This window comes from Streptomyces sp. NPDC020958, assembly GCF_055562175.1.
In genome coordinates, this window is record NZ_JBVHFU010000007.1 from 75,082 (window position 1) to 101,369 (window position 26,288).

The 26,288-nt window shown below is 70.6% G+C and carries 23 protein-coding genes and 2 pseudogenes; 12 read left to right on the forward strand and 13 right to left on the reverse strand.

The annotated features are described in order from the left end of the window. Positions 1-10: 10 nt before the first annotated feature. Both ACZ3KP_RS21825 and ACZ3KP_RS21830 read right to left on the reverse strand, forming a co-directional pair. On the reverse strand, positions 11-1,354 hold the full coding sequence (locus ACZ3KP_RS21825) for an extracellular solute-binding protein (RefSeq protein ID WP_467501329.1): 1,344 nt from the start codon (positions 1,352-1,354) through the stop codon (positions 11-13). A 121-nt stretch (positions 1,355-1,475) separates the two neighbouring features. Beyond that, complete coding sequence (locus ACZ3KP_RS21830; protein ID WP_467501330.1) at positions 1,476-2,540, reverse strand: LacI family DNA-binding transcriptional regulator; 1,065 nt, start codon at positions 2,538-2,540, stop codon at positions 1,476-1,478. Positions 2,541-2,757: 217 nt separating this feature from the next. On the opposite strand from ACZ3KP_RS21830, the gene ACZ3KP_RS21835 reads away from it, so the two are divergent. Further along, a complete protein-coding gene (locus ACZ3KP_RS21835; protein ID WP_467501331.1) occupies positions 2,758-4,617 on the forward strand; it encodes a glycoside hydrolase family 2 protein in 1,860 nt (619 codons plus the stop codon). Between the two features lie 54 nt (positions 4,618-4,671). Here ACZ3KP_RS21835 and ACZ3KP_RS21840 read toward each other — a convergent pair whose 3' ends face one another. The 3 genes and pseudogenes from ACZ3KP_RS21840 to ACZ3KP_RS21850 form a co-directional block, all read right to left on the reverse strand. Continuing rightward, positions 4,672-7,950: a TIM-barrel domain-containing protein gene (locus ACZ3KP_RS21840; RefSeq protein ID WP_467501332.1), complete on the reverse strand. Its 3,279-nt coding sequence runs from the start codon at positions 7,948-7,950 to the stop codon at positions 4,672-4,674. 5 nt (positions 7,951-7,955) lie between these two features. Further along, positions 7,956-8,276: pseudogene (locus ACZ3KP_RS21845) on the reverse strand (ABC transporter permease); the annotation flags it as partial. A 355-nt stretch (positions 8,277-8,631) separates the two neighbouring features. Beyond that, entirely contained in the window at positions 8,632-9,645 is a 1,014-nt protein-coding gene (locus ACZ3KP_RS21850; protein ID WP_467501333.1) for a LacI family DNA-binding transcriptional regulator, read from the reverse strand. Positions 9,646-9,803: 158 nt separating this feature from the next. Between ACZ3KP_RS21850 and ACZ3KP_RS21855 the strand changes: the two genes are divergently transcribed. Next, complete coding sequence (locus ACZ3KP_RS21855) at positions 9,804-12,410, forward strand: PA14 domain-containing protein (RefSeq protein ID WP_467501334.1); 2,607 nt, start codon at positions 9,804-9,806, stop codon at positions 12,408-12,410. Between the two features lie 200 nt (positions 12,411-12,610). On the opposite strand, the gene ACZ3KP_RS21860 is transcribed toward ACZ3KP_RS21855, so the two are convergent. Continuing rightward, positions 12,611-12,907: a hypothetical protein gene (locus ACZ3KP_RS21860; protein ID WP_467501335.1), complete on the reverse strand. Its 297-nt coding sequence runs from the start codon at positions 12,905-12,907 to the stop codon at positions 12,611-12,613. Positions 12,908-13,074: 167 nt separating this feature from the next. On the opposite strand from ACZ3KP_RS21860, the gene ACZ3KP_RS21865 reads away from it, so the two are divergent. Further along, positions 13,075-14,724, forward strand: a complete 1,650-nt coding sequence (locus tag ACZ3KP_RS21865) for a ricin-type beta-trefoil lectin domain protein (RefSeq protein WP_467501336.1) — start codon at positions 13,075-13,077, stop codon at positions 14,722-14,724. Positions 14,725-14,832: 108 nt separating this feature from the next. Here the strand turns inward: ACZ3KP_RS21865 and ACZ3KP_RS21870 are convergent, their stop codons facing one another. Further along, the gene (locus tag ACZ3KP_RS21870) at positions 14,833-15,075 is read right to left on the reverse strand and encodes a nuclear transport factor 2 family protein (protein WP_467501337.1); all 243 of its coding nucleotides are present in this window, start codon (positions 15,073-15,075) and stop codon (positions 14,833-14,835) included. Positions 15,076-15,304: 229 nt separating this feature from the next. On the opposite strand from ACZ3KP_RS21870, the gene ACZ3KP_RS21875 reads away from it, so the two are divergent. Then, positions 15,305-15,787, forward strand: coding sequence for a hypothetical protein (locus tag ACZ3KP_RS21875; protein ID WP_467501338.1), 483 nt, complete (start codon positions 15,305-15,307; stop codon positions 15,785-15,787). Between the two features lie 75 nt (positions 15,788-15,862). Beyond that, positions 15,863-16,240 carry an isochorismatase family protein gene (locus ACZ3KP_RS21880; RefSeq protein WP_467501339.1) on the forward strand — a complete coding sequence of 126 codons (378 nt, stop codon included), beginning with the start codon at positions 15,863-15,865 and terminating at the stop codon, positions 16,238-16,240. A gap of 211 nt (positions 16,241-16,451) precedes the next feature. Here the strand turns inward: ACZ3KP_RS21880 and ACZ3KP_RS21885 are convergent, their stop codons facing one another. After that, positions 16,452-17,357 (reverse strand): LysR family transcriptional regulator, encoded by a 906-nt coding sequence (locus ACZ3KP_RS21885; RefSeq protein WP_467501340.1) that lies wholly within the window; start codon positions 17,355-17,357, stop codon positions 16,452-16,454. 140 nt (positions 17,358-17,497) lie between these two features. On the opposite strand from ACZ3KP_RS21885, the gene ACZ3KP_RS21890 reads away from it, so the two are divergent. The 4 genes from ACZ3KP_RS21890 to ACZ3KP_RS21905 all read left to right on the forward strand — a co-directional run bounded on the left by ACZ3KP_RS21890 (position 17,498) and on the right by ACZ3KP_RS21905 (position 20,866). After that, complete coding sequence (locus ACZ3KP_RS21890; protein ID WP_467501341.1) at positions 17,498-18,316, forward strand: 3'(2'),5'-bisphosphate nucleotidase CysQ; 819 nt, start codon at positions 17,498-17,500, stop codon at positions 18,314-18,316. A 41-nt stretch (positions 18,317-18,357) separates the two neighbouring features. Further along, positions 18,358-18,954, forward strand: a complete 597-nt coding sequence (locus ACZ3KP_RS21895) for an NADPH-dependent F420 reductase (RefSeq protein WP_467501342.1) — start codon at positions 18,358-18,360, stop codon at positions 18,952-18,954. A gap of 233 nt (positions 18,955-19,187) precedes the next feature. Continuing rightward, positions 19,188-20,021 (forward strand): helix-turn-helix transcriptional regulator, encoded by an 834-nt coding sequence (locus ACZ3KP_RS21900; protein ID WP_467501343.1) that lies wholly within the window; start codon positions 19,188-19,190, stop codon positions 20,019-20,021. A 152-nt stretch (positions 20,022-20,173) separates the two neighbouring features. Continuing rightward, the gene (locus ACZ3KP_RS21905) at positions 20,174-20,866 is read left to right on the forward strand and encodes an SDR family NAD(P)-dependent oxidoreductase (protein WP_467501344.1); all 693 of its coding nucleotides are present in this window, start codon (positions 20,174-20,176) and stop codon (positions 20,864-20,866) included. A 64-nt stretch (positions 20,867-20,930) separates the two neighbouring features. On the opposite strand, the gene ACZ3KP_RS21910 is transcribed toward ACZ3KP_RS21905, so the two are convergent. The 3 genes from ACZ3KP_RS21910 to ACZ3KP_RS21920 all read right to left on the reverse strand — a co-directional run bounded on the left by ACZ3KP_RS21910 (position 20,931) and on the right by ACZ3KP_RS21920 (position 22,009). After that, positions 20,931-21,176, reverse strand: a complete 246-nt coding sequence (locus ACZ3KP_RS21910; RefSeq protein WP_467501345.1) for a zinc ribbon domain-containing protein — start codon at positions 21,174-21,176, stop codon at positions 20,931-20,933. Positions 21,177-21,355: 179 nt separating this feature from the next. Beyond that, a complete protein-coding gene (locus ACZ3KP_RS21915) occupies positions 21,356-21,715 on the reverse strand; it encodes an NIPSNAP family protein (RefSeq protein WP_467501346.1) in 360 nt (119 codons plus the stop codon). Positions 21,716-21,769: 54 nt separating this feature from the next. Then, complete coding sequence (locus tag ACZ3KP_RS21920) at positions 21,770-22,009, reverse strand: hypothetical protein (protein WP_467501347.1); 240 nt, start codon at positions 22,007-22,009, stop codon at positions 21,770-21,772. A 251-nt stretch (positions 22,010-22,260) separates the two neighbouring features. Between ACZ3KP_RS21920 and ACZ3KP_RS21925 the strand changes: the two genes are divergently transcribed. Beyond that, the gene (locus tag ACZ3KP_RS21925) at positions 22,261-23,052 is read left to right on the forward strand and encodes a class I SAM-dependent methyltransferase (RefSeq protein ID WP_467501348.1); all 792 of its coding nucleotides are present in this window, start codon (positions 22,261-22,263) and stop codon (positions 23,050-23,052) included. A 106-nt stretch (positions 23,053-23,158) separates the two neighbouring features. After that, the gene (locus tag ACZ3KP_RS21930) at positions 23,159-23,848 is read left to right on the forward strand and encodes a type 1 glutamine amidotransferase domain-containing protein (protein ID WP_467501349.1); all 690 of its coding nucleotides are present in this window, start codon (positions 23,159-23,161) and stop codon (positions 23,846-23,848) included. Positions 23,849-24,104: 256 nt separating this feature from the next. On the opposite strand, the pseudogene ACZ3KP_RS21935 reads toward ACZ3KP_RS21930, so the two are convergent. Together ACZ3KP_RS21935 and ACZ3KP_RS21940 are read right to left on the reverse strand one after the other, a co-directional pair. Next, positions 24,105-24,370, reverse strand: a pseudogene (locus ACZ3KP_RS21935) (transposase family protein); the annotation flags it as partial. A gap of 25 nt (positions 24,371-24,395) precedes the next feature. Beyond that, positions 24,396-25,352, reverse strand: a complete 957-nt coding sequence (locus ACZ3KP_RS21940; protein ID WP_467501350.1) for an NADP-dependent oxidoreductase — start codon at positions 25,350-25,352, stop codon at positions 24,396-24,398. 56 nt (positions 25,353-25,408) lie between these two features. Here ACZ3KP_RS21940 and ACZ3KP_RS21945 point away from each other — a divergent pair, with 56 nt between their 5' ends. Next, positions 25,409-26,026, forward strand: a complete 618-nt coding sequence (locus tag ACZ3KP_RS21945) for a TetR/AcrR family transcriptional regulator (RefSeq protein WP_467501351.1) — start codon at positions 25,409-25,411, stop codon at positions 26,024-26,026. Positions 26,027-26,288: the final 262 nt, after the last annotated feature.

A 26,288-nucleotide genomic window follows, 5' to 3' on the forward strand; every position in this document is an offset into this window, starting at 1 on the left:
TGGCGGCCTCCTACTTCATCGTGACCGGCGGTCGGGACGTGGTGTACCGCTTCAGGGCGGAGCGCATCGCGGCCACCATGCCCCCCGGCGTGATCCGCCCGGCGAGCGCCTCGATGACCGTGCCGCCGATCACGCCCTGGAAGTCCGAGCCGGCGCCGGTGTACCAGGCCACCGGGTCGTACTGGGCGTTGAACGCGGCCTCGACGTAGTTGCGTTGCGGCGACTGGTTCAGGAACGCCCTGCTGCGCTGCGTCGGCAGCCAGGCGGGGATGTGGCCGCCCTCGGCCCAGACCGCGCTGCTGTCGAGGAGGCTCCTGACGAACTTCGCCGCGTTGCGGGTGCGGGTCTCGTCGCCGCGGTCGTTGCGCGGCAGGATCAGCGCGTGCGAGTCGGCGTACGCCACCGGCTTCGGGCCGAGCAGCGCCGGGAACGGCACGACGTTGAACCTCAGGTCCTTGACCTGCCGGTACGTGGGGATCTGCCACTCGCCGTCGAAGAGGAAGCCGGCCTTGCCGGTGCTGAAGAGGGCGTTGGCTCCGGCGCCGGTGAGGTTCTTCGGCATCAGGTCCGGGCCGGTCAGGCTCTGCAGGAAGGCGACCGTCTCCCGCAGCGCCGCCTCGTCGATGGCGATCTTCGTTCCGGAGTCGGTGACGATCGGGCCGGCGAGGGCGGAGTAGACCATGCTGAAGAAGCGCCAGGCGGTGGACGGGTCGGCGGTGATCGACATCGCCGCGCCGTACTGGGCGCCGCCCACGTCCTTCATCGCCTTCACCGCGTCGACGAAGTCCTCCTTGCCCTTGAGGGGCACGAGATCGTCGCCCGTGGAGTTCAGCAGGCCGGCCTTGCGGGCGATGTCCACGTTGTAATAGAGGACGAAGGGGTGTGTGTCGAGCGGGACCGCGTACACGGTGCCGTCCACAGTGGCCTTCTTCCAGGCCGCCGGGGTGAACTTGTCCTGGGTGACGCCCAGTTCTCCGAGAGGGGTCCGTTCGATCGGCTCCAGCAGGCCGGAGGCGGCCAGCAGGGGAAGCCGCGAGAGGTGGGTGATGCCGACGTCCGGCGGTGTGCCGCTCGCGATGGCCAGTGCCAGCTTGGTGTAGTACGGATTGCCCCATCCGAGGACGGTCGCCTCGACCGTCGTTCCCGGGTCGGCCTTCTGGAACGCCTTTTCCATCAGCACCATGTTGGCGCCGTCGCCGCCGGTGAAGAGGTTCCAGAAGACGACGTCCGCCGTGTTCGGTTGCGCGCCCGTCAGACCGGACACGAGCGGGGAGGAGCACGCCGCGAGCCCTCCGGTCAGGGCAAGGCCACCGCCGAGGGCAAGAAACCGTCGGCGCGCCATCGCTCCGCTCATGGGGGTATTCACCTCGTTAATTCGATGTGAACTCGATGGCGCAGACCCTCGCATACGTTTTGCATCGATGCAATAGACCGCCGGGAAGAAGTCGTCCCCGGCCCTCGTCGCGTTTCGGGGGTCACTCCGGCGCGGGCACCCGGCGCGAGGACTCGCGGACGACCAGCCGGTACGGCGTGGCCTCCTGGCGAGCCGCCACCACCGCCCCCGCCTGCGCGTCCTCGCCCGACACGGTCTCCTCGGAGCCCCCGGGGGCCGCCATCTGCTCCTCCAGCAGGGCCAGTGAACGTTCGGCGATGGCGTCGAGGTCGGGGGCGACGGAGGTGAGTGGCGGGTGGGTGTAGGCGGACTCCTGGACGGCGTCGATACCGACGACGGCGACGTCCTCGGGCACCCGCACCCCGGAGGCGTCCAGGGCCCGCAACGCACCGACGGCGAGCGCGTCGTTGAAGGCGAAGATGGCGTCGGGCAGCGGGCCGTCACCCTCCAGCAACTCGCGCACGGCCACGTAGCCCTGCTCCCTGGTCCAGTCCTCCACGGGTACGACCAGCCAGTTCACCCGCCGCACCCGGGCAGCCGACATCGCCTGCTGGTACCCCTCGGTGCGCTGGCGGCCGTTCTCGCTGCCGTTGCGGCCGAGCGCGACGATCCACCGGCAGCCCTGCTCCAGCAGGTGCTCCACGGCCGTCCGCGCGGCCGCCACGTTGTCGATGCCGACCCGCGGGAACTGGTCGCCGACACTGTGCTCGCCCAGCATGACCAGCGGAAAGTCCGGCTTCTTGGCGGCGACGTCGGCGGCCGGCAGCGTGAGGGCGCTCAGCAGCACGCCGTCGGCCACATTGGTCAGACCGCCCTCGATGATCCGCCGCTCCACCTCGCTGTCGCCCGCGGTCGACTCGACGAGCACCGTGATGCCGCGCCGGCCCGCGGCCCGGATCACGGCCTGGGCGAGTTCGGCGAAGTAGGGCTCGGCGAGGAACGGCACCGCCAGGGCGATGAAGCCGGTGCGGCCCGAACGCAGGCCGCGGGCCAGGTAGTCCATGCGGTAGCCCAGCTCGTCGAGCGAGCGCTGCACCTTCGCGCGGGTGTCGGGGCTGACGTGCGAGTAGCCGTTGACCACGTTCGACACCGTCCGCACCGACACCCCGGCGTGCTCGGCCACGTCCCGCATCCGCACCTTGGCCACTGGAGCCTCCTTCCCGTCGCGCCGGCCCTCGGAGCCCGCCGGCCGGCCGCGACCGGGCGCCCGACAGGCTCTCCGAGTCTGCCGCACCGGGAAGCCCCGCCTCATCGTCGCATCCCATCCGGGTATTGCATCGATGCAAACGATCACTCATGATGGCAGGGCTTCGACCGTGGAAACGCCTATGCCGGGAATTCCGGAAAAGGCAGGAGGAGGGTCCGTGAAGGCGAGCGAGCAGGACGGAACGTATCCGAGGCCGATCCTGCGGCGGGAACGGTGGCACAGCCTCGACGGCGTCTGGGAGTTCGGGTACGACGACGCCCGCGAGGGCGAGCGCGACGCGTGGTTCTCCGATCCGGCGGCGGGTGCGTTCGACCGGGAGATCACCGTCCCCTACCCGCCCGAGGCCCCCGCCTCCGGCATCGGCGAGACCGCCGCGCACCCGGTGGTCTGGTACCGCCGCCGCGTCCCCCACGAGGTGCTCGCCGCCGGTGACGGCGACCGGGCGCTGGTGCACTTCGGAGCCGTCGACCACCGCGCGAAGGTCTGGCTGGACGGCCGCCTGGTGGCCGAGCACGTGGGCGGTCAGACGCCGTTCACCGCCGACGTCACCGACGCGCTGCGTCCCGGCGCCGGCGAACACGTACTCGTCGTACGCGCGGAGGACGACCCGGCCGACCTCGCGCAGCCGCGCGGCAAGCAGGACTGGCAGGACCGGCCGCACGCGGTCTGGTACGAGCGGACCACCGGCATCTGGCAGACCGTATGGGCCGAGACCGTGACCGCGCAGCACATCCGCGACCTGGCCTGGGTTCCCGACCCGAAGCGCGGCGTCACGGCCGAGATCACCCTGGCCGCGGTGCCCGCCGCCCCGGTGAGCGTGGAGATCGTGCTGCGCCACGACGGCGAGGTGCTCGCCGAGTCCACCACCGCCGTCCGTACCCCGCGCGCCCGCGTCGACCTCGTCGTCCCCGCCCTGCGCAACGGAATCGACCGCGAGGACCTGCTGTGGAGCCCCGAGCGGCCCACGCTGGTCGACGCGCGGGTGACCGTCCGCGACACCGCCACCTCGAAGGTGCTCGACACCGTCGACAGCTACGTCGGCCTGCGCAGCGCCGGCGTGGGCCGGCGCGCCTTCCTGCTCAACGACCGTCCCTACCAGGTGCGTTCGGTCCTCAACCAGGGCTACCGCCCCGACACCCTGATCGCGAACTCCGGCACCGCCGAACTGCGCCGCGAGGTCGAGCTGATCAAGGCCATGGGCTTCAACGCGGTGCGCATCCACCAGAAGGCCGAGGACCCCCGCTTCCTCTACTGGGCCGACCGTCTCGGCCTGCTGGTGTGGGGCGAGACCGGAGCCGCGTACGAGTACGGCGCCGAGGCCGTGGGGCTGCTCACCCGTGAGTGGCTGGATCTGGTGCGACGTGACCGCAGCCACCCCTCGGTCGTCACCTGGGTTCCGGTCAACGAGAGCTGGGGCTGCTCCGACATCGCCGACGACCCGGCGCAGCAGGCCTACACGGTCGCGCTCGCGAACCTCACCCGGGCTGTGGACCCGACCCGGCCGGTCATGTCCAACGAGGGCTGGGAGCACACCGACAGCGACATCCTGGGCGTGCACGACTACTCATCCGACCCCGAGCTGCTCACCCGCCGCTACGGCGACGCCGCCGGGTTCGAGGCGCTGCTGGCCTCGCCGGGGCCGGCCGGGCGCACCCTCTCCCTGGACGCACGGCAGACGGAGCGCTACCGCGTCGGCGAAGTCCCGCTGATGGTCACCGAGTTCGGCGGACTGTCGGTGGGCGCCGAGGAGGACGAGTTCTCCTACACGCGGACCAGCTCCGACACGCAGTACGCCGCCCTGCTCGACGACCTCTTCGGGGTGCTGCACAGGAGCCCGATCGTCGCCGGCTTCTGCTACACACAGTTCATGGACACCGCCCAGGAGACCAACGGCCTCCTGTACGCGGACGGTTCGCCGAAGCTGCCGCTGGAGACGATCCGCCGTATCGTCACCGGCGCCGCGACCGCCCCCGAGGAGAAGCCGGAGTCCCCGGCCCTGCCCGACGAGGAGCAGTGACCGGCGGCGGACCTCGGCACGCCGACCGCGCGGAGGTCCGCCGAGCCCGTTCTTCTATCTGTAGGAGATGACCGTGGCGGTGCGGATGCTCCGCGGGGGCATGGTGATCCGCAGTACCTGGGTGTCGGCGTCCCAGTGCCACGCCGAGGCGGCCAACCGGGCACCGCCCGCGGTCACTCGGCTCGGTGCCGCACCGACACCCAGGAAGGACACGGTCCAGGTGCGGCGGCTCGCCTGGCCGGGGAAGGCTCCCCTGGCGGGTGCGATCGTCAGCAGGTGGGTGTCCTTGTGTTCGGCGTAGCGGATCCGGGTGGTTGCCGTGCGTCCAGGGTCTGAGGTCGTGCCGTCGTCCTCGTAGAGGGAGAAGGCGCCGGACGCTCCCGGGGCCACGGTGACGGTGACCTTGTCGAGCGGGCTCTGGCTGTCGTTCGGCACGTCGTCGGAGCGGGTGGTGACGATGCCGCCCGCCCGGACGAAGACCGGCATGGTGTCCAGGGTGGTCGTGATGTCGTAGGTGGCTCCGTCGGCGGGCGCGGTGTAGGTGCGGCCGGTGAAGTAGTCCGTCCACCGGCCGGGCGGGAACCACACCGAAGTGGTCGTGCCGGTGCCGGGGGTGGTGACGGGGGCGACCAGCATGTCGGGGCCGTAGAGGTACTCGCTGTCCTCCCGGGTGTAGGCGTTCTCCTCCTCCGGGTACTGGAGGTACAGCGGGCGCACGATCGGGGTGCCGGTGGTGTCGGCCTGCTGCGCCAGGGTGTACGTGTACGGTACGAGCGCCTCGCGGAACCGGAGGAACTTCTCGGCGGACCTTTGTGCTTCGGGGCCGTACTGCCACGGCAGGCGGTCGCTGTGGTTGCTGTGCAGCCGGTCGACGGGCTGGAAGGTGCCGAACTGCACCCATCGTGCGTAGAGGTCGTCGGGCAGTTTGGTGGTGCGGTGGGTCTGGCCGTTCGAGGTGTACGTCTCGGCTCCGGGGATGCCGTACCCGTCGTTGTGGCCGCCGATGTCGTGGCTGACGGCGGCGAGGCCGGTGGCGGCCGCCTCCCCCGGCGTGTAGCCGACCTCGGCGCGCAGGGTGCCCCAGTTCGAGGTGGTGTCACCGGTGAAGTGCAGGGTGCTGCGCTTGTCGGCCCAGGGCCCGGTGGGCAGGCCCACGCCGCCGCTGTAGCCGCCGGCCTGGAGGGAGCCGTAGGCCCGGGACAGGACGAAGCCGCGGTCGCCGGTCTCCGAGGAGGTGAGGTCGGCGTACTTCTGGTTGATCCACGCGTCCGGGGTGACTCCGGACCGGGAGGAACGGGAGGCGTCGCAGCACCAGTCGAGCCACCAGAAGTCGTTACCGGCCCGGTCCATCGGCCGGTGCAGGTCGAGGTAGGCCTTGAGCTGGTCGGGGTCGCCGAAGTCGAAGGTGTAGCAGTCCGGGCCCGCGCTGCCCGCGCAACCGCCCTTGCGCAGCTTGCCCTTGGCCGTGCTCTGGGCCCGGGCGAACTGCGGGTCGGTGCCGAGGATGCTCGGGTGCACGTTCAGGGTGTTGTGGAGTCCCTGTCCGGCGGACCAGTCGAAGAAACCCTTGGGGTTCGGGAACTTGGCCGGGTCGAAGTTCCAGCCGCTCCAGGTGTTGGGCGACTTGAAGTCGGTGTCCGTCACCAGCACGTCCAGGGGGACGTCCGCGACGCGGAACGCGGGCAGGATGGTGTTCTCGTAGTCGCTCGCGGTGCGGTCGATGTACTCGGAGTACCAGACGCCGTAGGCCCAGCGGGGCAGCAGCGCCGACGGTCCGGTCAGTGTCGCCAGGTCGGACAGGCCCCGCTGGTAGTCGTGTCCGAAGCCGAAGAGGTAGCCGTCCTGATAGGGGCGGCCTTCGTGGGCGGGGCGTGCGGACGCCTTCTCGGTGGCGGTGTCGTAGATCGCGGACGAGGTGTCGTCGAGCAGGTACCAGCCGTCGCGGTGCAGCAGGCCGGGGGTGGTCCAGGGAGTGGGGTCGTTGTCGCCGTTGAGGCCGTCCAGGCTGCGCCGGTAGCCGCCCAGGGCGAGGTGGGGTGCCGGGGCGGCCTCGCCCTGCCGGCTCAGCGCCAGGGTGTCGATGTTGACGTGGCAGCTGCCGGCCTCCGGGCAGCTCAGGGCGACGTCGTCGGTGCCCGCCCGCAACTCGACCGGGACGGCGGCCGATTGCCAGGTGTCCCAGTTGTCGGTGGCCGGGAGCGTGAGGGTCTTTGAGGTACCGCCGCCGGTGGCGACGTCGATCGTGCGGGCCTGGTGCAGGCCGTCGCTGCCCGTTCCGTCGGCGTAGCGCAGGTTCAGCACGTACGTGCCGTCCTCGGGTACTCCCGTGACGTGGGTCGAGACCCGCGATCCCTGGTTGAGTTCGGCGGTGAATCCGTAGCCGGCGTGGTTCTTGTGGTCGGTGGCGACGGTCGCGGAGCCCGTCAGGAGGGCGTCCTCGGCCTCGCAACTGGTCCCGAACCGGCAGCCGTTGACCGTACTCTGCGCTCGGGAGGGGTAGTCCGCTCCGGAGGTGAGCAGGGCGAGGCTGTCGATGTTGACGCTTCCGGAGTCGGCTGCGGTGCGGTGCAGCCGGACGGTGTGCGGGCCGGCTCCGAGCGTCAGCGGCAGCCGGGCCACCGCCCAGGTGTTCCAGTCCGACGTCGCGGGCAGCGTGAACGTCCTGTCGGCGCCGCCGTCCACGCTGAGGCTGAGGGTGCGGGCTTCGTGCCGACCGTCGCTGCCGACGGCGTTGGCGTAGCGCACCGCGAGGTCGTAGGTGCCCGAGGCTGGTGACCTCAGGTCCGCGTCGAGGGAGTTGTTGTCGGTCTCGAATCCGGCGAGGAAGCCCTTGCCGGTGAATCCGCCGTGGTCGGCGGCGAGGCCCGGACCGTCGTACTGCTGGTCCTCCGCCTCGCACAGGGCGCCGACGGCGCAGACGTCGTGCTGCCAGGGCGCCGCCAGCACCGGCGTCGGGCCCACCTTGACGGACGTGGTCAGGTTGTCGGTGGTGAACGGCCCGGAGCCCACCCGGTAGCGCAGGGTCATGGCGCTGGTGGTGATGGTCAGGACACCGTCGCGCACGGACGAGGTGTAGTGCGGCGGGGTGAAGGCGTCCCTGCCGATCGCGTTGAAGGTGGCGCGGTCCTCGAAGTGGCCGTCTCCGGAGTACTCGGTCCGGATCAACGTCGGTGACAGGACCTCGAATCGGGCGTTGTCCACGCGCACCGTGGCGGTGCGGGCGCGGTGGGGCGCGGAGCCCGCTGCCGCGACGCCCGGCGTGACCAGGCAGAGCCCCGCCAACGCGGCGGCCACCACCACTGCGGTCGGCGTGCGGCGGGATCTCGACGACAAAAGTTTCACAGCACTCTCCGTCTCCGGCCCAGCCATGTCTGGGCGACGACCACCACGGCCAGGAAGGCACCGCTGACCACCTGCTGAGACGCGGAGTCGAGCGAGCCGATCTGGTTGATCACGTTCTGGATGACCTTCGGCAGCAGCACCCCGACGAGCGAGCCGCTGATGAAACCGGAACCACCGCTGAGCAGGGTGCCGCCGATGACCACGGCCGAGATGGCGTCCAGCTGCATGCCGCTGCCGGGGATCGTCACGCCGGACAGCAGCCAGGCCGCGTTGAGTGCGACGGCGAGCCCGGCGCACAGGCCCGAGAGCGTGTACACGGCGCTGCCCTTGACAACGATGTCCGGCCCGGCCTTCCCGCCCGTGGTGAGGGTGTCGAGCGTCTGGATGGCGAGCGGCCCGAAGCGCGGGTTGGACTCGTCCGAGTCGTTTTCGGACCTGGTGCATCCGGTCGCGAGCGCGAGGCTCGTCACGAGGCCGGGGGCGAGAAGGGTGCGAGGGGAGGTGCGACGGGCAAGTGCGGTGGGCTTCATGAGTGTCCCCAAACGGCACGGCCCCTGAGCTGAGAGCGCTCTCGGGGAGGCTTGCTCTTGCGTCGACTCTGCGTGCTCGTCGTTCAGGGGAGGTTTTTACATCGTTGGAAGGGCCGTGTAAAGCCTTCTGTCCGAAATCTCGTCACCGTCGGCCCACGGTGCTCTCCCGCTCCACCAGCTCGAATGCGGCGGTAAGTTCGCGGCCGCCGGGCTCCGCGCGGCCCGACAGGCTGCGCAGCAGCGAGGCCACGGCCATCTTCGCGATGGCCCGCTTGTCCGGTGACACCGTCGTCAGGGTGACGGCACCGAAGCGACCCTCCGCGATGTCGTCGAAACCCACCACCGCCACGTCCCCGGGCACCCGCAGACCCCGTTCGTGCAGCACCCGCATCGCGCCGATCGCGATCAGGTCGTTGAAGGCGAAGACGGCGTCCGGACGCACGCCGGAGTCGAGCAGCTCGGCCATGGCACGCGCGCCGTCGTCCCGGTCCCAGCCGCCGACCGGCACCGCCAGGCTGTCCGGCGCGGGGACCCCGGCCGCCGCCAGCTCCGCGCGCCACCCGTCCAGCCGCAGGTGGGCGGGCTGGTTCACGGAGTCGGTGCGCGCGCCGAGGTAGGCGATCCGGGTCCGGCCGCGGGCCAGCAGGTGACGCACGGCGCACCGGGCCGCCGCCACGTTGTCGATCGCGATGTGGTCGAAGGGCAGGCCGTACTCGCGCTCCCCGAGCAGCACCAGCGGCACGTCGCCCGGCCGGCCACGCAGGTCCGCGGCCTCCAGGGTCAGCGGGCTGAGGATCAGCCCGTCGATCACCCCGCCGCGAAAGCCCCGGCTGACCAGGATCTCCTGTTCGCGCTCGCCCCGCGTGTGGTCGAGCAGGACGGTGAACTCGTGCTCCGCGGCCGCGTCGATCACCGCTCCGGCCAGCTCCGCGAAGTACGGGTTGCCGAGCTCGGGAACGACGAGGGCGATGATCCCGGTCCGGCCCTTGCGCAGATGCCGCGCGGTCAGGTTGGGCCGGTAGCCGAGCTCGTCGATCGCCGCCTGCACCCGGGCGCGCATGGCCGGGGTGACGTGCGGATGGTTGTTCACCACGTTGGACACGGTCTTGATCGAAACGCCCGCGCGTTCCGCCACGTCTTTCAGGCTGACCCGCAAGGGATCTCCTCAGCGTCGATGAGTGGCCCCGCACCCGGCCATTTGTCATGTCCCTGGACACAGGCCGAGCGCCGTGCTCTCATGCCAACTGCCGTTCCTTGCAACGTTGTACAGACTGAAGCAACGAGCCGCCACCCTTCCTCACCCAAGGAGGATTCGTGCGCATCAGACCCCTCGGGCAACGCCTCGCCCTGCTGCTCGCCGCGGCACTGGGCCTGGCCGGCCTCACCGCCCCGTCCGCCGCCACCGCGGCCGGCGATCCCGTCGAAGTCCACGGCCTCAAGGGCGACTACTACACCCAGTCCGCCCCCGGCGCCTTCGACTTCCACGAGCTCAAAGCCACCGGGCTCGACCCGAACCTCGACTTCGACACCCTGGAGCCGCGCCTGGACTTCGCCACCGGCCAGTCGGACGACGTCAGTGTCCGCTGGACCGGGAAGATCGTCCCGGAGAAGACCGGCCCCACCACCTTCTCGATCATCGGCGACAACGGTTTCCGGCTGTGGGTGGACGGCCGGCTGGTCATCGACCACTGGGTGGACGACTGGGACATCGAACAGACGGGGCAGCCCGTCGAGTTGACGGCGGGCAAGGCCTACGACATCAAGGTCGAGTACTTCGAGCACTACGGCGGCTCCAACCTCCACCTGCGCTGGACCCCGCCCGGCGGCACGAAGACGGCCGTGCCGCAGTCCGCGTTCCGTCTGCCCGACGGCTTCGACTACGACGGCCCCGTCTCCACCGCCGTCCAGGCGAGCGGCCGTACTCTCGCCCTGGAGTTCGCGCAGCCGCTGGGCGCGCCGCCGGCCGGTCTCGGCGAGCATCTCGACGCCGTGATCGGGGGCGCCGACTGGCCTCTGGGCGGTGCCCGGCTGGACTCCGCCGACCCCCGGAAGCTGCTGATCGAACTGAAGCAGCCCGTCGTCGGCAACAGGACCGGCACCGCGTCGGGTCTCGCCGACGTGCGCTACGACGGTCAAGGCGGCCTGGTCGGCACGGATGGCAACGTTGTCGGCTCGTTCTGGAGCAGCGGTGCCAACAGGTCGACGTACGAGTTGCGCACCAAATGGGCCGCCAAGGTCGGACCGCACAACGCCCACCCCGAGTACCCGAGGCCCCAGCTCACCCGCGGCAACTGGAAGAACCTCAACGGCACCTGGCAGTTCGCCGCCGCCGCGGCGGGCGAACAGCCGCCGGTGGGCAGGAAGCTCGGCGAGAGGATCCTCGTCCCGTACCCCGTCGAGTCCCAGCTGTCCGGGCTCGAACGACACGAGGACCGCATGTGGTACCGGCGTACCTTCACCGTCCCGGCCGGCTGGAAGATCGGCTCCGGCAAGCGACTGCAGCTGAACTTCGGCGCGGTCGACTGGCGAGCCGAGGTGTACGTCAACGGCACCAAGGTGGCCGAACACCAGGGCGGGTACGACAAGTTCAGCGCCGACATCACCGACGCGCTCAAGCCCGGCCGCACCCAGGAGCTCATCGTCGGCGTCTACGACCCCACCGACGCGGCCGGCGGCGAGAACCCGCCGGTCGGCAAGCAGCGCCTGGACCCGAGCGGCATCTGGTACACGCCGACCTCCGGGATCTGGCAGACGGTGTGGATCGAACCGGTGGCCGCCGACCACGTCGACCAGCTCAGGCTCACCCCGGACGTCGACGCCGGCACGCTCACCGTCGAGCCGCAGGGCGTCCGGGCCGGCCTGCCGGTCACGGCGACCGCCTACGAGGGCAAGCGCAAGGTGGCCACGGTCACCGGGCGCAGCGGCGGGCCCCTGACCCTGCGCATCCGGAACCCGCGGCTGTGGTCGCCCGACGACCCGTACCTCTACGACCTGAAGGTGAGCGTCGGAGCCGACCGCGTCGGCAGCTACTTCGGGATGCGGTCGGTCAAGGTCGAGAAGGTCGACGGCGTTCCGCGTACCCTCCTCAACGGCAAGCCGGTCTTCATGATGGCCACTTTGGACCAGGGCTTCTGGCCGGACGGCCTGTACACCGCCCCGACGGACGAGGCGCTCGCCTACGACCTGCGGATGCACAGGAGCATGGGCTTCAACGCGGTGCGCAAGCACATCAAGGTCGAGCCCGACCGCTGGTTCTACTGGGCCGACCGGCTCGGACTGATGGTGTGGCAGGACATGCCCGCGATGACGGCCGGGGTGAACCCGTCCGCGCAGGCGCGCGCCGAGTACGAGCGCGAGATGAAGCAGATGATCGACGAGCACTACAGCAGCCCTTCGGTCGTCATGTGGGTCACCTTCAACGAGGGCTGGGGCCAGTACGACATGGCCCGCATCGCCGACCAGGCCAAGTCCTGGGATCCGACCCGGCTGGTCAACTCCATGTCCGGGCTCAACCTCGGCGAGGACGGCGGCACCGGCGACGTCATGGACGAACACGGCTATCCCAGTCCGGCTCTGCCTCCCCACCCCGACGGCAGACGTGCCCTGGTCAGCGGCGAGTACGGCGGCCTCGGCCTCGCGGTACCGGGACACGCCTGGTCCGTGCAGCAGTCGTACGTCGACGTCGACCCGGCGACCTACACCGACGACTACCTGGCCAAGCTCGCCGAGGTCCACGCGCTGGCCTGCCAGGGCGGCAACGGCGCGGTGTACACCCAGATCTCGGACGTCGAGGGTGAACTCAACGGCCTGATGACGTACGACCGCAGGGTCGTCAAGCCCGACGTCCAGCGGCTCAGGACGGCCCAGCAGGCGCTGATCTCGGACGCCTCACGGGCCGTCCCGGCCGGGTGCACTCCCTGACGCCCGCGCGGAGTCGGCGCACGCCTCCCCGCGCCGCGCCGAGTGCCCTGCGCCAGCCGTGAGAGGGGTGTGGGTCCGCCGCCGTCCGAACGGCGGCGGCGGACCGCCCCGGCTCCTGCGCACCCCCTGGACACGGCACCCGGTCCGTGCTGTCATGCCGATTGGTCTGTACCTTCCGACGTTGCAACGCCCCAGGCTCCTCAGTGGCGAGATCGCAGGCCCTGCTCCCCGCACTTCCCGGATCGTGCCAGGAGGCTCCCCCATGCCCCTGAACCGCAGACACTTCGTTCCCAGGCGCGCTCACCGCGGCCCGGCGGCCAGTGCCGCTGCAGCCCGCACGACTGCGGCGTGGCCTGGCCCTGCTGCACCGAGGAGCGGTGGCCCGCCACCACCGACAACGAACCGGCGGCCGCGACGTACACGCCCGGACAGGTCGCCGCGAAGGTCACCGACGGCACCGCGGTGACCTGCACCGAGACCACCGACTGCGCCTTCACCGCCGCGGGCACCGCCGTCGCCGATCGTGCCGGGCCGAGTACTCGCCCTCTTCCGTTGCCGTCATTCCCCTTACCCGGAGGTCAGGTACATGCGATGGAGTCTCGCAAGACCACTTCACGGTGGATGGAGAAGAACCCTCGGTCTGATTCCCGTCGTCGCGCTGACGGTGGCGGCCACCGTCAGCGGGTCGCTCTCCGCCCAGGCGGCCGTACCCCCGACGCCGGCGGGCTTCTCGCTCACGTGGAGCGACGACTTCAACGGTGCGTCCGGCACGGGCATCGACCAGAGCCTGTGGAAGTACGACACCGGGCCGGGCAGCAGTTTCGGCACCGGTGAGATCGAGACAATGACCAGCAGCACCTCGAACGTCTACTACGACGGCCAGGGCCATCTGGTGCTCCAGGCCCTGCACTCGGGTTCCGACCCGCGCAGCGGATGGACCTCGGGGCGCGTGGAGACCCAGTCGGCGTCCTTCGGCGCCCCGGCCGGCGGCGTCGTCCGCATCGAGTCCGTCCTGCAGCAGCCCGACGTCACCACCGGCAACGGCGCCGGGTACTGGCCGGCGTTCTGGATGCTCGGCGCACCGCTGCGTTCCGGTGTGACCTGGCCGAAGTCCGGCGAGGTCGACGTCATGGAGGACATCAACGGCCGCGGCTCCGTCTTCAGCACCATCCACTGCGGGGTGAACCCGGGCGGGCCGTGCAACGAGTCGACCGGCATCGGTTCGGGTGAGCGCGCCTGCGCCGGCTGCCAGACCGGCTTCCACGACTACGCGGTGGAGATCGACCGCTCGGTGGCGCCGGAACAGATCCGGTTCTACCTGGACGGGAACAACTTCTTCACGGTCAACGCCAACCAGGTGGACGCGACGACCTGGTCCGACGCGATCGACCACCCCTTCTTCATCATCTACGACCTCGCGATCGGCGGCGGGTTCCCGGACGCGTTCGGCGGGGGCCCGAACGCGGCGACGGTCTCCGGCGGCAAGCTGGTCGTCGACTCGGTGGCCGTGTACAACAAGGGTCCCGGCTCCGGCGGTGGCGGCGGTTCGGTGACCGGCCAGACGATCACCGGCCCCGGCGGCAAGTGCGTGGACGTGTCCGGTGACGACACCGGCGGCGACGGCACCCCGGTCCAGCTGTGGGACTGCCAGTCGGCGGCCAGGGACCAGCACTGGACGTGGAGCGGCCAGACCCTGCAGACCCTCGGCAAGTGCCTGGACATCGCCGGCGGCGACAGCGCCGCGGGGACCAAGCTGCAGCTCGCCACGTGCAACAGCGGCGGCTACCAGTCATGGGTGCGCCAGGCCGACGGTACACTGCGCAACCCGACCAGCGGCCGATGCATCGACTCGCCGTCGGGCGCGACGGCCAACGGCACCCGGCTGCAGATCTGGGACTGCAACGGCTCCGCCGCCCAGCAGTTCGCCATCGGTACCCCCATCTACGGTCCGGGCGGCACATGCGTGGACGTGGCCGGTGACGACACCGGCGGCGACGGCACGGCGGTCCAGCTGTGGGACTGCCAGCAGGCGACCTCGCTCGACCAGAAGTGGACCTGGAACGGCCAGACCCTGCGCACCCTCGGCAGATGCCTGGACATAGCGGGCGGTGTCAGCACGGCCGGCACGAAGCTCCAGCTGGCCACCTGCAACGGCGGGGGCTATCAGAACTGGGTCGCCAACGCCGACGGCTCGCTGTACAACCCGACCACCGGCCGCTGCGTCGACTCACCCTCCGGCGCGACCGCGAACGGCACCCGGCTGCAGATCTGGGACTGCAACGGCTCCGCCGCCCAGCAGTTCGCCCTGGCGTGAGCCGACGGTGCGTGATCCCCGCAGCCGACGGGGATCACGCACCCGCCTGTCCGGTCCTGCGTCCTGCGCGCGCTGGGCGCCGCGGGGCCGCGGGTGGCACACGCGGTGTCACGGATCGATCCGCAGGCTCGCGATCAGCCCGTCGCGCAGGCGGAAGGCCATCGGGCCGGTGCCGTTGTACCCGTTCCCGGTCACGCTGAAGGTCGCGACGTAGGTGCCGGCCGACGGTCCGGGACCGATCGCGTCCAGCGTGAAGTGCGCCTGTCCGCCGATGTCGTCGGTCCGGTCCCGGGCGCACACACCGTCGCGGCCGCGGATACTCGCGGCCCCAGTCGTCGAGTCGGGCGTCATGGGTGAACGCGGCGGCAAACGCCTCGGCGTCGCCGCGGTTGGTCTCCTCCGGGCATCCCCCTGCGCCGCGCGGACTGGACGAGCAGGCGTGCGGCGGTCGCGTCGGTCTCCATGACGGTGCCGCGCGACCCGGCGGCCGGCCGTGCGGCGGGCAGACAGCGGCCGTCGTGCCCCGCTAGCGTGGGGGTGCCAGGTCAGCAGGTCCCGCCTTCCACGCACAGGAGGCTCCGTGCCCATCCGTCCTCGCCGGCTCGCCGTCCCCGCCCTGCTCACGGCGGCCGCTCTCGCCCTCGCGGCTCCGGCCGCGGAGGCAAGCGGTACCAAGATGACCCAGTCGGCCGCGGCCGCGAAGCTCTCCGCCGCCGGCATCACCTGGAGCTCCAGCGGCAACTGCACCACTCGCTCCAACTCGACGTGCACGTCGTTCGACCAGCTCAACTCCGGCACGGTCGATGCCATGATCACGCTGAAGCGGGCCAGCGGCTGTGCCGTCGACATCACCGGCGGCACGGAGGTCGGCCACGCGTCCGGCACCTACAGCCACTACAACGGCTACAAGGTCGACCTGGCGCACAACTCGTGCCTCGACGGCTACGTGCACAACAGCTTCACGTACATCGGCTACCGCGGCGACGGCTACCCGCAGTGGCAGGCCGCCTCCGGCAATCTCTACTGCGACGAGGGCAACCACTGGGACGTCACGGTCTACTGAGTCCCCGCAGCGCCAGCCCCGCCACGCGACGCGGTGGACGCTCCGGCCTCGGTTGCGGCCCTGCGGCAGACGGCCGTGAGGCGCCGGCAAGCGGCAGGGCGGGCGTCGCCGCACCGCGGCGACGCCCTGATCGGCGGTATCGCCACCGACGGATGCGTGCTGCAGAGCGTGTTGGGCGGCCTGCGCGAGGGCTACCGTGTGCACGTGGCCGTCGACGCCTCTGCCAGCCCCTCGCTGGAGGCTCACGACGCGGCGGTGCAGCGCATGATCCAGGCAGGTGCGATCCCGGTGACCTGGTTCTCCCTGGCCGCCGAGTTCCAGCTCGACCCGGCGTTCCACGACGCCCCGCACCGCATGCGCCTCATGCAGGAGAACGTGCCGGCCATGGCCATGAGTGCCCGGTCTTTCGTCTACGCCGTCGAACTGGGCAAGCGCGCCGGCACGGCTTCCTGACGCCATGGGAATGCGAAGGGTCGCCCCAGGCGCCCAGATCCGCCTGGGGCGACCTGCACACCGGCGATCCGTGATCGTGCGCCGCGGGCGTCGGTCCGGCCGCCTCCACGGCCGGCACCCGCCCGGACAGGCCGCTGCTGACGTTCAAGCAGATCGCCGTGGCGGTCGCGTGGATCGTGGACGTACGGGTGCAGCGGCCGGACGGCGCCGGTTACGACGCTCCGCAACCGGCCAGCGCGGTTCGCGCCAGCCCGCGCAGCCAGGCGTGGGCGTGGTCGGTGTCGTAGCGCTGATGCCACGACAGGTATACCGGTGCCGACGGCAGTCCGAGCGGGAGGGGAAGCACGACCAGGCCGAGGTCGGCCACCGCTGACCTCGTGGTGGCCTCGGGGACGCTGATCAGGAGGTCGGAGCCGCGCGCGAACTCCAGCGCGGCCGCTTCCGTGGGCGCGGTCGCCACCACGCGGCGGGTGAGGCCGAGCCGCGCGAGGGCGTCGTCGATGGCATTGCTGAGGCTTCCACGTCGCGAGACGGTGACGTGCTCAGCGGCGGCGTACTGCTGTGCGGTGACGGTCCTGACGCGGGTGAGGGGGTGCCCCTGCCTCACGACGATGACGAGGCGGGTCTCGCCCACGTTCTCGGCACGGATGTCGGGTGCGCTCGGGCGGTTGGCGTTCGCCTCCAGGTCGACCTCGCCGCGTCGCAACTCGGGGGTGTCGATGCTCGATTCCGCGACGAAGCGCAGTCGCACGCCCGGCGCCTGTTCGCGCACGGCCGCGAGCAGTGCAGGGCCGCTCAGGGCGACCAGGGAATCATGCCAGCGGAGTGTGAAAGTGCGCTCCAGCGTTGCCAGATCGAGTTCACGGCTCGGTGCCAGCACCCCCTGGACCTGGTGCAGCAGCTCGTGCACCTGTTCCCGGACGGCGATCGCGTACGGCGTCGGGGTCATCGTGCGGCCGGTGCGCACCAGGATCTGATCCCCGGTCGTGCGCCGAATCCGGCCCAGACTCCGGCTCATCGCGGGGGCTGTGACATGCAGGCGCGCCGCCGCTCCGGCCACACTGCCCTCCTCCAGCAGCGCGTCGAGTGCGGCCAGCAGATTCAAATCCAATTGCATGTGAGTAATCCTAGCCGTGCCTTACATGCATTTGAAGTTAATCACAGGGCTGCATACCGTGAGGCGAAAGGTCGAGAACCAACGCGCAGTTCGGCCCTCGACCGGCCTCAGCCCCCCTTTTTTTCAGACGGGATATCCCCATGTCCGAAATGCTTCAGACCACCGACGTCGTCACCTCCGACGCCGACCTGCTCGCCCAGACCGCGACAGCCGTGTGGGAGGCGGGTTCGGCGCTGCGCGACCGCTTCGGCGAGGTGGTCCGTCACCAGACCCGCGAAGAGCTCATGCGCGCGCTCGCCGTCAACGACGACACGGCCCTCGACATCCTGCGCCCCCGCCTCACGCGCCTGCGCCCGGACGCCGGCTGGGTGGAGGACGAACTGGACGGCGGGGCGCTGCCGCCCGGCGAATGGTGGGTCGTGGATCCGGCCGAAGGCAACGTCAACCACCTGCACGCCCTGCCGGAGTGGGCGGTGACCGCCACCCTCGTGCGTGAGAACCAGCCGGTGCTCACCGCGGTCCACCTGCCGCTGACCGGCGAGACCTACACCGCGCTCACCGGCGCGGGCGCCCACCTCGACGGCCGGCCGCTGCACGTCTCCGGGACCGCGGACCTCGGCCTGAGCATCGTGGCCACCAGCCAGGCCCGGCCGGACGAGGACGAGAAGGTCGTGCGGCGCGTCGGCTCCTCGATCACCGCGATGCTCTTCGACGCGCTCGTCGTCCGCGCCGCCGTGCCCGCGACCCTGCACCTGCTGAACGTGGCCGCCGGCCGGATCGACGCCTTCTGGCAGTTCGCCGGTGCTCGCGCGGACCTGCTTCCGGGAGCGCTGCTCGTCACCGAGGCCGGCGGACGGATCTCCGATGCCGAGGGCCGCCCCTGGACTCCACAGAGCCAGAGTTTCCTGGCTGCCGCGCCCGGCGTCCACACCGAGGCCGTAGCCACGCTCTCGCGCTGACCGCGCACCACAACCCGCACGCACGGAAGGACCAGAGCATCATGACCACGATCGCAGTTCTCGGAAACGGCCGCGTCGGCGGCAACCTGGCCGCAGCCCTCACCCGGGCAGGACACGAAGTGACGGTGGCGGACCGCACGCCGGGCGTCGCCGCCGACGCCGCCCGGACTGCCCGGATCGTCATCAACGCCACCCCGGGTGCCGGCTCGCTGGACCGGCTGGGCGCCCTACGCGAAGAACTCCGGGACAAGATCCTCGTCGACGTCTCCAACGCCACCACCGACGGACCGGACGGACTGCCCGCCGATCTGCTCTACCCCGGCTCGAGCCTCGCCGAACAACTCCAGGAAGCGCTCCCCGAAACGCGCGTCGTCAAGACACTCAACACCATGCTCTTCCCGGTGATGACCTCGCCGGCCACGCTCCCCCAGACGCCGACCGCGTTCCTCTCCGGCGACGACCCGCAGGCCAAGGAGGCCGTCCGCGAACTGCTCACCGACCTCGGCTGGCAGAAGGAATGGATCACCGACCTCGGCGGGATCCGAACCGCCCGCGCCACGGAGGCCGCGGTCCTGTTCGTACCGCACGTCATCCGGTCCGCCGGATTCACACCCTTCGCGATCTCCATCGCCCGCTGACTGTCGAGCTGCGCCGGCCGTGGTTCGCCCGCCCGATGGACTCAGTTCTCGACGCCCTCAGGGTGAGTCCGCGGTCTCGGCCGACGACGGCTGTCATGAACTCCTTCAGCGTGGCCCTTTGTGCGCCGTTCATGACTCGACGCGGACCTCGGGGAGCGTCGGCGGGAGTGACGGGTCTTCGTGGTCGAGCGGACAGCACCCCGTGGGGCGGGGTGTGCGGGAGGATGGTGCGCATGGATCAACTCGGTGCCGCGCTGCGGGCGTGGCGGGACCGGCTGGACCCGGCGACGGTGGGTTTCGTACACGGTTCACCCCGCCGGGTGCCCGGTCTGCGACGCGCGGAGCTGGCGACGCTGGCCGGCATCTCGGTGGAGTACGTGGTCCGGCTGGAGCAGGGACGGGTGGCGACCCCCTCGGCGCAGGTCTGCTCGGCCCTGGCTCGCGCCCTGCAGCTGTCCGACGACGAGCATGCTCACCTCATGCGGCTGGCCGGTCATGCGGCGGATCGGAGCCGGGTGCCACGCATGATCCCAGGGAGCCTGTACCGCATCGTGGACCAGCTCGCCGGCAACCCGCTGGCGGTCTACGACGCCACCTGGCAGTTGCTGCACTGGAATCCGCTGTTCGCGGCCGTGTTCGGTGATCCCACGGTCCGCGGTGTGGGCGAGCGCAACGTCCTGGTCTGGCAGTTCCTGGGTGAGCTTCCCCGCATCCGGCAGACGGCGGACGAGCGGGCGGCGTTCGAGGAGTCCCTCGTCGCCGACCTGCGCGCGACGACGAGCCGGTACCCCGACGATCCCGACCTCGCGGCGCTGGTGTCGAGGCTGAACCTCAGCCCACGGTTCCGCGAGCTGTGGAGCCGCCGGGCGGTGGGCGGTCACACGAGTGCGCACAAGATCGTCCGGCACCCGGACGTCGGTGAGATCACCATGAACTCCGACATCCTCAACACCCAGGACACGAACCTCCGACTCGTGGTGTACACGCCGCAGCCCGGCACCGACGCCCGCGGCAAACTCGAACTCCTCGCCGCCATCGGGGTCCAGAGGATGTCCCGGCAGGGATGAAGGCCCGCGTTCCGTCTCGTCCGGTGGACCACGCCGCTGGGTGGTACGCGCTGTACCAGGAAGTGCCGTAGCTCCCGCCAGCCCTCCCGGCAATCCAGCATGGAGGGCATGAACAGCGCGCCATCGCGCTGTTCGGGCCAGGAGGAACCAGCATGACCACCACATTCATCACCGGCGCCAACAAGTCCCTCGGTTTCGAAACCGCCCGTCGCCTCGTCGAGGCGGGGCACACCGTCCTCCTCGGAGCCCGCGACCGTGAGCGCGGCCGGGCCGCGGCCGCATCGCTCGGCGCCCGGTTCGTGCAGATCGACGTGACCGACGACGCCTCGGTCCAGAACGCGGCCGCGGATGTCGCCGCGCACGAAGGAACGATCGACGTCCTGGTCAACAACGCCGGCGTCCTCGGCAAGGTCGGATCCGTCGAGGACTACACCGCGGCCGACATGAGCGCCGTGCTCGAGGTGAACGTGGTCGGACTCGTGCGCGTCACGCACGCCTTTCTCCCGCTGCTGCGCAAGTCGCCGAACCCCGTCATCGTCAACGTGTCCAGCGGGATGGGCTCCTTCGGCATGACCCAGGACCCGGCGCGGATCGAGTCGCAGTACGCCCTGCCCCTCTACTCCGCCTCCAAGGCCGCGGTGACCATGCTCACGACCCAGTACGCCAAGGAACTGAAGGACGTGAAGGTCAACGCAGCGGACCCCGGGCAGACCGCGACCGACTTCACCGGCGGCCTCGGACACAGCGTCGCCGACGGCGCTCAGGCCATCGTGACCCTCGCGACGATCGGCCCTGACGGACCGACGGGACAGTTCATCGACCGATCCGGCAACCTCCCCTGGTGAACCCACCCCGAACTCGAACCCGGTCGCCCCCCCGCTCCGTGCACACCTCACGCTCCTGATCCCCCTACTCAGTGACCACGAAGGACCGCCGTGCCCGCGCTGCCGGCACTCCACAGGCGTACAGCGTCTCCACCCGTCCGGTGACGACGATGCGGCGTCCTTCGAAGAGGACGTCGCGGGCCGCGTTGTGGTCGCGGCCGTGCACGGTGGCACACTCACCGCACGTCCACTCGCTGACGTGCAGGGGCTTGGGACCGTCCCGGAATCCGCAGGCGGAGCAGACCTGAGAGGACGGTAGGACCCCGTCCACCTTGGCGAAGTTGCCCGGGGCGGCCGAAGGGTGTGGTGTCGACGTTCGCACCGGTTGTCGTAACACCTCGCTCGGGTCCGACCGGGCAGTGGACGACGCGACCGTACCCGGCCGGCCGGCGCATGCGCGGCGCCGGTACCGGGCAGCCGCCTCAGCTGTGGCCGACCATGTGACGCCTTTCAGGTCGCGGTCCGGCCGGAGAGCTGCCGTTGGACTGCCTGGAACCGTGCCGGTGACACGGTGGTCGGGCCGAGCAGCACTTCCTCGATGTTGGGGATGTTGCTGATGTCGAGGCCGTGCATCTCCGCCGCGAACTCGGGGCCGGCCATGTAGGCGGTGGTGACCTCGCCGGGATCGGCGCCGTCGGGGTATGCGATCAGGGCGATCAGGCGGTGTACATCGGCGTCGTGGTCGGTCCAGACGCCGTGCGTGGTGACACCGAAGGCATGCAGACGGGGGATGTGTCGCGGCCAGTGCACAGTCGCGTAGTCGTGCAACGCAACGGCCGTACACAGGGTGTAGATCCGGAGCCGGTACACGATGGTCAGGGCCCTTTCGGTTCGGTCTGTACGGCAGGGGGCGGAGTGTGGGGGTCAGTGATGAGGTTGCGCCGAGGGCGAGGACGGCCAGGCCTGCAGGACGGCTCGGGGGACGATGATGCGGTCCCAGTCCTGTTGCAGGGCGCGGGCGACGGCGGGGGTCTCGAGGGTGTCGGCGGCAGCGGTGAGCCTGCGGTTGACGGGCGCGCTGATGCGCAGGTAGAGCAGCACCCAGACCACCAGCAGCAGAAGGGCCGCTCCCGCGGTCGCCGATGCGGCGGGGCGGCTGGCCACCGCGGCGAAATGATCCTTCCCTGGCACCTCTGGAAAACTCGTCGAAATAGTCTCCCCGCAGTACCTGAGGATGGCCTCAGTCTGCTCTCCGACGACAGGCTGGGCGGACGCGGAGTCGAGGTCTGGAGTTGGGTGTTCACCGGTGGTTTCCGGGGCTCCCAGGGGCCCGTTGCGGCCATCGCTGTACACCATCTGATCTGCCCTTTCATCTTCCTCGCTCCTATGATCGACATGGGTCGAAAGGGGGCCGGATGGACCGGACCGTACGCACTGTCGAGGACGTTCTCGAGCTCTTGGACGGGCTCTTCGCATCTGAATCCGAGGCCGGCCGCTTGGCAACGGGCGACGGCAAGGACTTCTGGGACCGCTTCTTCGCCGACCGCTCAAGGCCGGTCCCGTTCTTCGTGTCGAAGCCGGACGAGAACCTGGCCGGCTACCTCGACCAGGGCCTGATCGCTCCCGGCCGGGCTCTGGACCTGGGATGCGGCCCAGGCCGCAACGCGGTCTATCTCGCCTCACGCGGCTTCCAGGTGGACGCCGTCGATCTCTCCCCGGTAGCCGTCGCCTGGGGTGAGGACCGGGCTCACGAGGCCGGAGTCGACGTCCGCTTCCTGTGCGGCGACGCTTTCGCGCTGCCCGCTGCCGAGTTGAGTGGCCCGTACGACCTGGTCGTCGACTCAGGGTGCTTCCACCACCTGCCGCCGCACCGCCGGGTCAGCTACCTGGCCCTACTCGAGCGGGTCCTCACCCCTGGCGGCCACCTCGCGCTCACCAGCTTCGCCGCCGGCGCGGGGGGAATGGGGTCGGAACTCACGGACGCCGACATCTACCGCGAACGCGAGTTGCAGGGCGGCCTCGCCTACACACCCGCATCGCTGCGCTGGATCTTCTCCGACCTGGTGGAGGTGGAACTGCGCCGCATGCGGGAGGAGCCCCCCGAGTCAGCACTGTTCGGCGTGGCCTTCCTGTGGACCGCGTTGTTCCGTCGGGATGCGGCCGCCTCAGGCGACGTTCGCCCTGCCCACGACCTCGCACAGGCGTAGGTGTTGGCGGGGCGCGGCGAAGACACGCACGCCGTGCCCGCCCGGCCATGCGACGCCTCGTTTCACCATCATCAGTAGACTGGTCTACTCAGCCGAGGAGTGTGTCATGAAGGTTCTGATCGTTCTCACCTCGCACGACGAGCTGGGGGACACCGGCCGCAAGACCGGGTTCTGGCTGGAGGAGCTGGCGGCGCCGTACTACCGCTTCAAGGAGGCCGGCTGGGAGATCACCCTGGCCTCACCGAAGGGTGGACAGCCGCCGCTGGACCCCAAGAGCAACGAACCCGGCTCCCAGACCGACGACACCCGGCGCTTCGAGGCCGACCCGGAGGCGACCAACGCACTGGCGAACACCGTACGCCTCGACGCGGTCGCGGTCGGCGGCTTCGACGCGGTCTTCTACCCCGGCGGGCACGGGCCGTTGTGGGACCTGGCCGAGGACGCCGTCTCCGCGCGGCTGATCGAAACCACTCTCCGCTCCGGCAAGCCGGTGGCACTGGTGTGCCACGCCCCCGGCGTCCTGCGGCACACCGTCAACGAGGACGGTACCCCGCTGGTCTCGGGCAAGAAGGTCACCGGGTTCGCCAACTCCGAGGAGGAGGCCGTCCAGCTCACCGACGTCGTCCCCTTCCTGGTCGAGGACGAACTCACCAAGCTCGGCGGCGTCTACTCCAAGACCGGCGACTGGCAGCCCTACGTCCTGCAGGACGGTCTGCTGATCACCGGGCAGAACCCGGCGTCCTCGGCTCCCGCAGCCGACGCTCTGATCGAGATGGTCACCAAGGGCGGCGCGTGAGCGCTTGCGTGACGCCTGGGTGGTCATGCCCCGCGGGCGCGTGGCGGAGATCGGATGGGCCACCGCCGACGGGGACGAGACACAGCAGGCCGAGCCGGGCAGCCGGCCGCCTCGGGCGCCCAGCCGTACTGCACACAACTGTGCCCCGTGGCAGCCGTCGGCTGCTCTTCGGCGGCCGCGAGTCGGTACCTCCGCGCGAGCGAGGACGATCACGTCGACCGTGCACCCAGCCCATTTCAACCTTGGTTCGAGCAGATCAGTGGAGGGTGAAGACGGCCTGAACGAGGCCGGTACCGCGGGCGGTGCTGCACCGCGGCCTGCGCAGCAGTCGCCACGTCTTGAGCGCGGCCACGGCCTGCCCGGCCTGCGCCCGGACTTCGGCCTGGGCCCGGTTGACCGCCTGCTGGCCGGCGGAGAGCTCCTCCAGCGCCCGTGGTAGGGCAAACGGACGGTTCCGCGGGCTCTTTGGTATCCCTTGTCGGCCCAGCAGCGGATGCCGGCCTCGGCCAGGGAGTCGGTGATCACCTGCCTGCGTGCGCTGCCGGCCTCAGAGGTCGATGACGACCTTGCCCTTCACGTGCCGACCGGCCTGTAGCTCGACTGCGGCCCGGATCTGGTCGATCGGGAAGATCGCCGCGACCGGCACCCTCAGCCGGCCTTCCGCGACCAGGCGGGCGATCTCTTCCAGGGCACCGGGGGCGGCGTTCGCGCCGTTGGCGCCCCCCACTCCCTCGACCTGCGCCGCGATGGTGCAGATGCGACTGTCGGGGACGTCGAGTTCTCTTGCCACGTCCACCGTGTCGGTTCCGTGGAGGTCGATGGCGGCGGTGACGCCGTCAGGAGCGAGGGCGCGAACCCGCTCGGCCAGGCCGTCGCCGTAAGTGACCGGCTCGGCTCCGAGGTCACGCAGATGGTCGGCTGACGCTGCCGATCCCGTCCCGATCACGCGCGCTCCTGCGATGCGGGCCAGCTGGACGGCGAACACGCCGACCCCGCCGCCGGCGCCGCCGATCAGGATCGTGTCCCCTGGACCGGGGGCGACCGCGTCGAGGGCGGCGGATGCCGTCCGGCCGGCGATCGTGAGGGTGGCTGCGGTGCGGTCGTCGACGCCGTCAGGGGTGGGGTGGACCTCGTTCGCCGCTATCTTCCCGGACGAGTCGACCACCACGAAGTCGGACACCGCGCGGGACAGGGCACCGCCGAAGACCCGGTCGCCGATTGCGAAGTCGCTCGCTCCGTCGCCGACCTGGTCGATCACGCCCGCGTAGTCGGTCCCGAACCCGGCCGGAAGTGTCAGGCCGAACCTGGCAGCGGTGTCTGCATCGGCGGTCATGATCCAGTCCATCGGGTTCAGGCCGGCCGCGGTGACCCGCACTCGGACCTGCCCTGGCCCGGCCTGCGGTTCCGGGACCTTCTGGACGTCCAGGTTCTCAGCGCCGCCGAAGGAGCCCATCCGAACTGCCCTGCTGCGGGTGGCAAGTGAGTGGTCGTTCTGCCTCTGCATGGCGCCTGTCTCCTCGATGACGAAGGGAGAAACGAAACGGACTATGCTCCGTTTGCATGAGCGACCGTAGCACAAGCGGAGCATGTTCCGTTTCTGGTGAGGTGGGGACCCGCACGCCGCGGGCGGACGCGGCCCGCAACCGCGAACAGCTGCTGGCGGTGTCGACTCGCGTGTTCATGTCGGCCGACGCTGAGCCCTCGATGCGCGCGATCGCCCGTGAGGCCGGAGTCGGCATCGCCACCCTCTACCGCCACTTCCCGACCCGTGAATCACTGGTCGACGCGGTCTACAAGGACCAGGTCGTACGGCTGACGAGCGGCGCCCGCGAGCTGCTCGACCATCTGCCCCCCGCGGCGGCGCTGCGGCGCTGGATGGACCTGTTCGGGGATTGGATAGCGACCAAGAACGGCATGCTCGACACGCTGCGAGCGATGATCGACTCGGGTCAGGTCGCCCACGCGCAGACCCGGGCCGAGCTTCTGACGGCCGTCTCCACGATTCTTGAGGCGGGCCGTACGGCGGGTGACCTCCGCGCCGATGTCGCGGCCGAAGACATCGCCGCCGCCCTCATCGGCACCTTCACGGTGGCCCCCCGGCCCGAGCAGGAAGCCCAGGCCGATCGCTTGCTGAACCTGCTGATGGACGGCCTCCGCCCCGCCCCCCAGCCGTCCTGAGGCCGGTCCCGGACCCCCTGCGAGCAAGCGGGGTTGCCGCCGGGTGATTGACGCTACGGAGGGAGTCTTCGCACCTGGACGTGACGGCGGGCCATGGCGCTCGTTACGATCGTGGCCCCGGTGCGCTGACCTGGGCCTCACGCCGATGAAAGGCTCCACGCGCCGCCATGAACCGCTTTGCACCGAAGCACGTCCCGGCCCCTTTCAACGAGCGTCCGCCGTCGTTGGGCGAGGGGCCTCCGGCAGCGCATCCGAAGGTGCT

Coding starts and splice junctions, on each gene's coding strand:
- ACZ3KP_RS21930 (WP_467501349.1), top strand. CDS start 23,159: ATGAAGGTTCTGATCGTTCTCACCTCGCACGACGAGCTGGGGGACACC.
- ACZ3KP_RS21895 (WP_467501342.1), top strand. CDS start 18,358: ATGACCACGATCGCAGTTCTCGGAAACGGCCGCGTCGGCGGCAACCTG.
- ACZ3KP_RS21870 (WP_467501337.1), bottom strand. CDS start 15,075: ATGACGCCCGACTCGACGACTGGGGCCGCGAGTATCCGCGGCCGCGAC.
- ACZ3KP_RS21905 (WP_467501344.1), top strand. CDS start 20,174: ATGACCACCACATTCATCACCGGCGCCAACAAGTCCCTCGGTTTCGAA.
- ACZ3KP_RS21890 (WP_467501341.1), top strand. CDS start 17,498: ATGTCCGAAATGCTTCAGACCACCGACGTCGTCACCTCCGACGCCGAC.
- ACZ3KP_RS21900 (WP_467501343.1), top strand. CDS start 19,188: ATGGATCAACTCGGTGCCGCGCTGCGGGCGTGGCGGGACCGGCTGGAC.
- ACZ3KP_RS21945 (WP_467501351.1), top strand. CDS start 25,409: ATGAGCGACCGTAGCACAAGCGGAGCATGTTCCGTTTCTGGTGAGGTG.
- ACZ3KP_RS21825 (WP_467501329.1), bottom strand. CDS start 1,354: ATGAGCGGAGCGATGGCGCGCCGACGGTTTCTTGCCCTCGGCGGTGGC.
- ACZ3KP_RS21940 (WP_467501350.1), bottom strand. CDS start 25,352: ATGCAGAGGCAGAACGACCACTCACTTGCCACCCGCAGCAGGGCAGTT.
- ACZ3KP_RS21925 (WP_467501348.1), top strand. CDS start 22,261: ATGGACCGGACCGTACGCACTGTCGAGGACGTTCTCGAGCTCTTGGAC.
- ACZ3KP_RS21885 (WP_467501340.1), bottom strand. CDS start 17,357: ATGCAATTGGATTTGAATCTGCTGGCCGCACTCGACGCGCTGCTGGAG.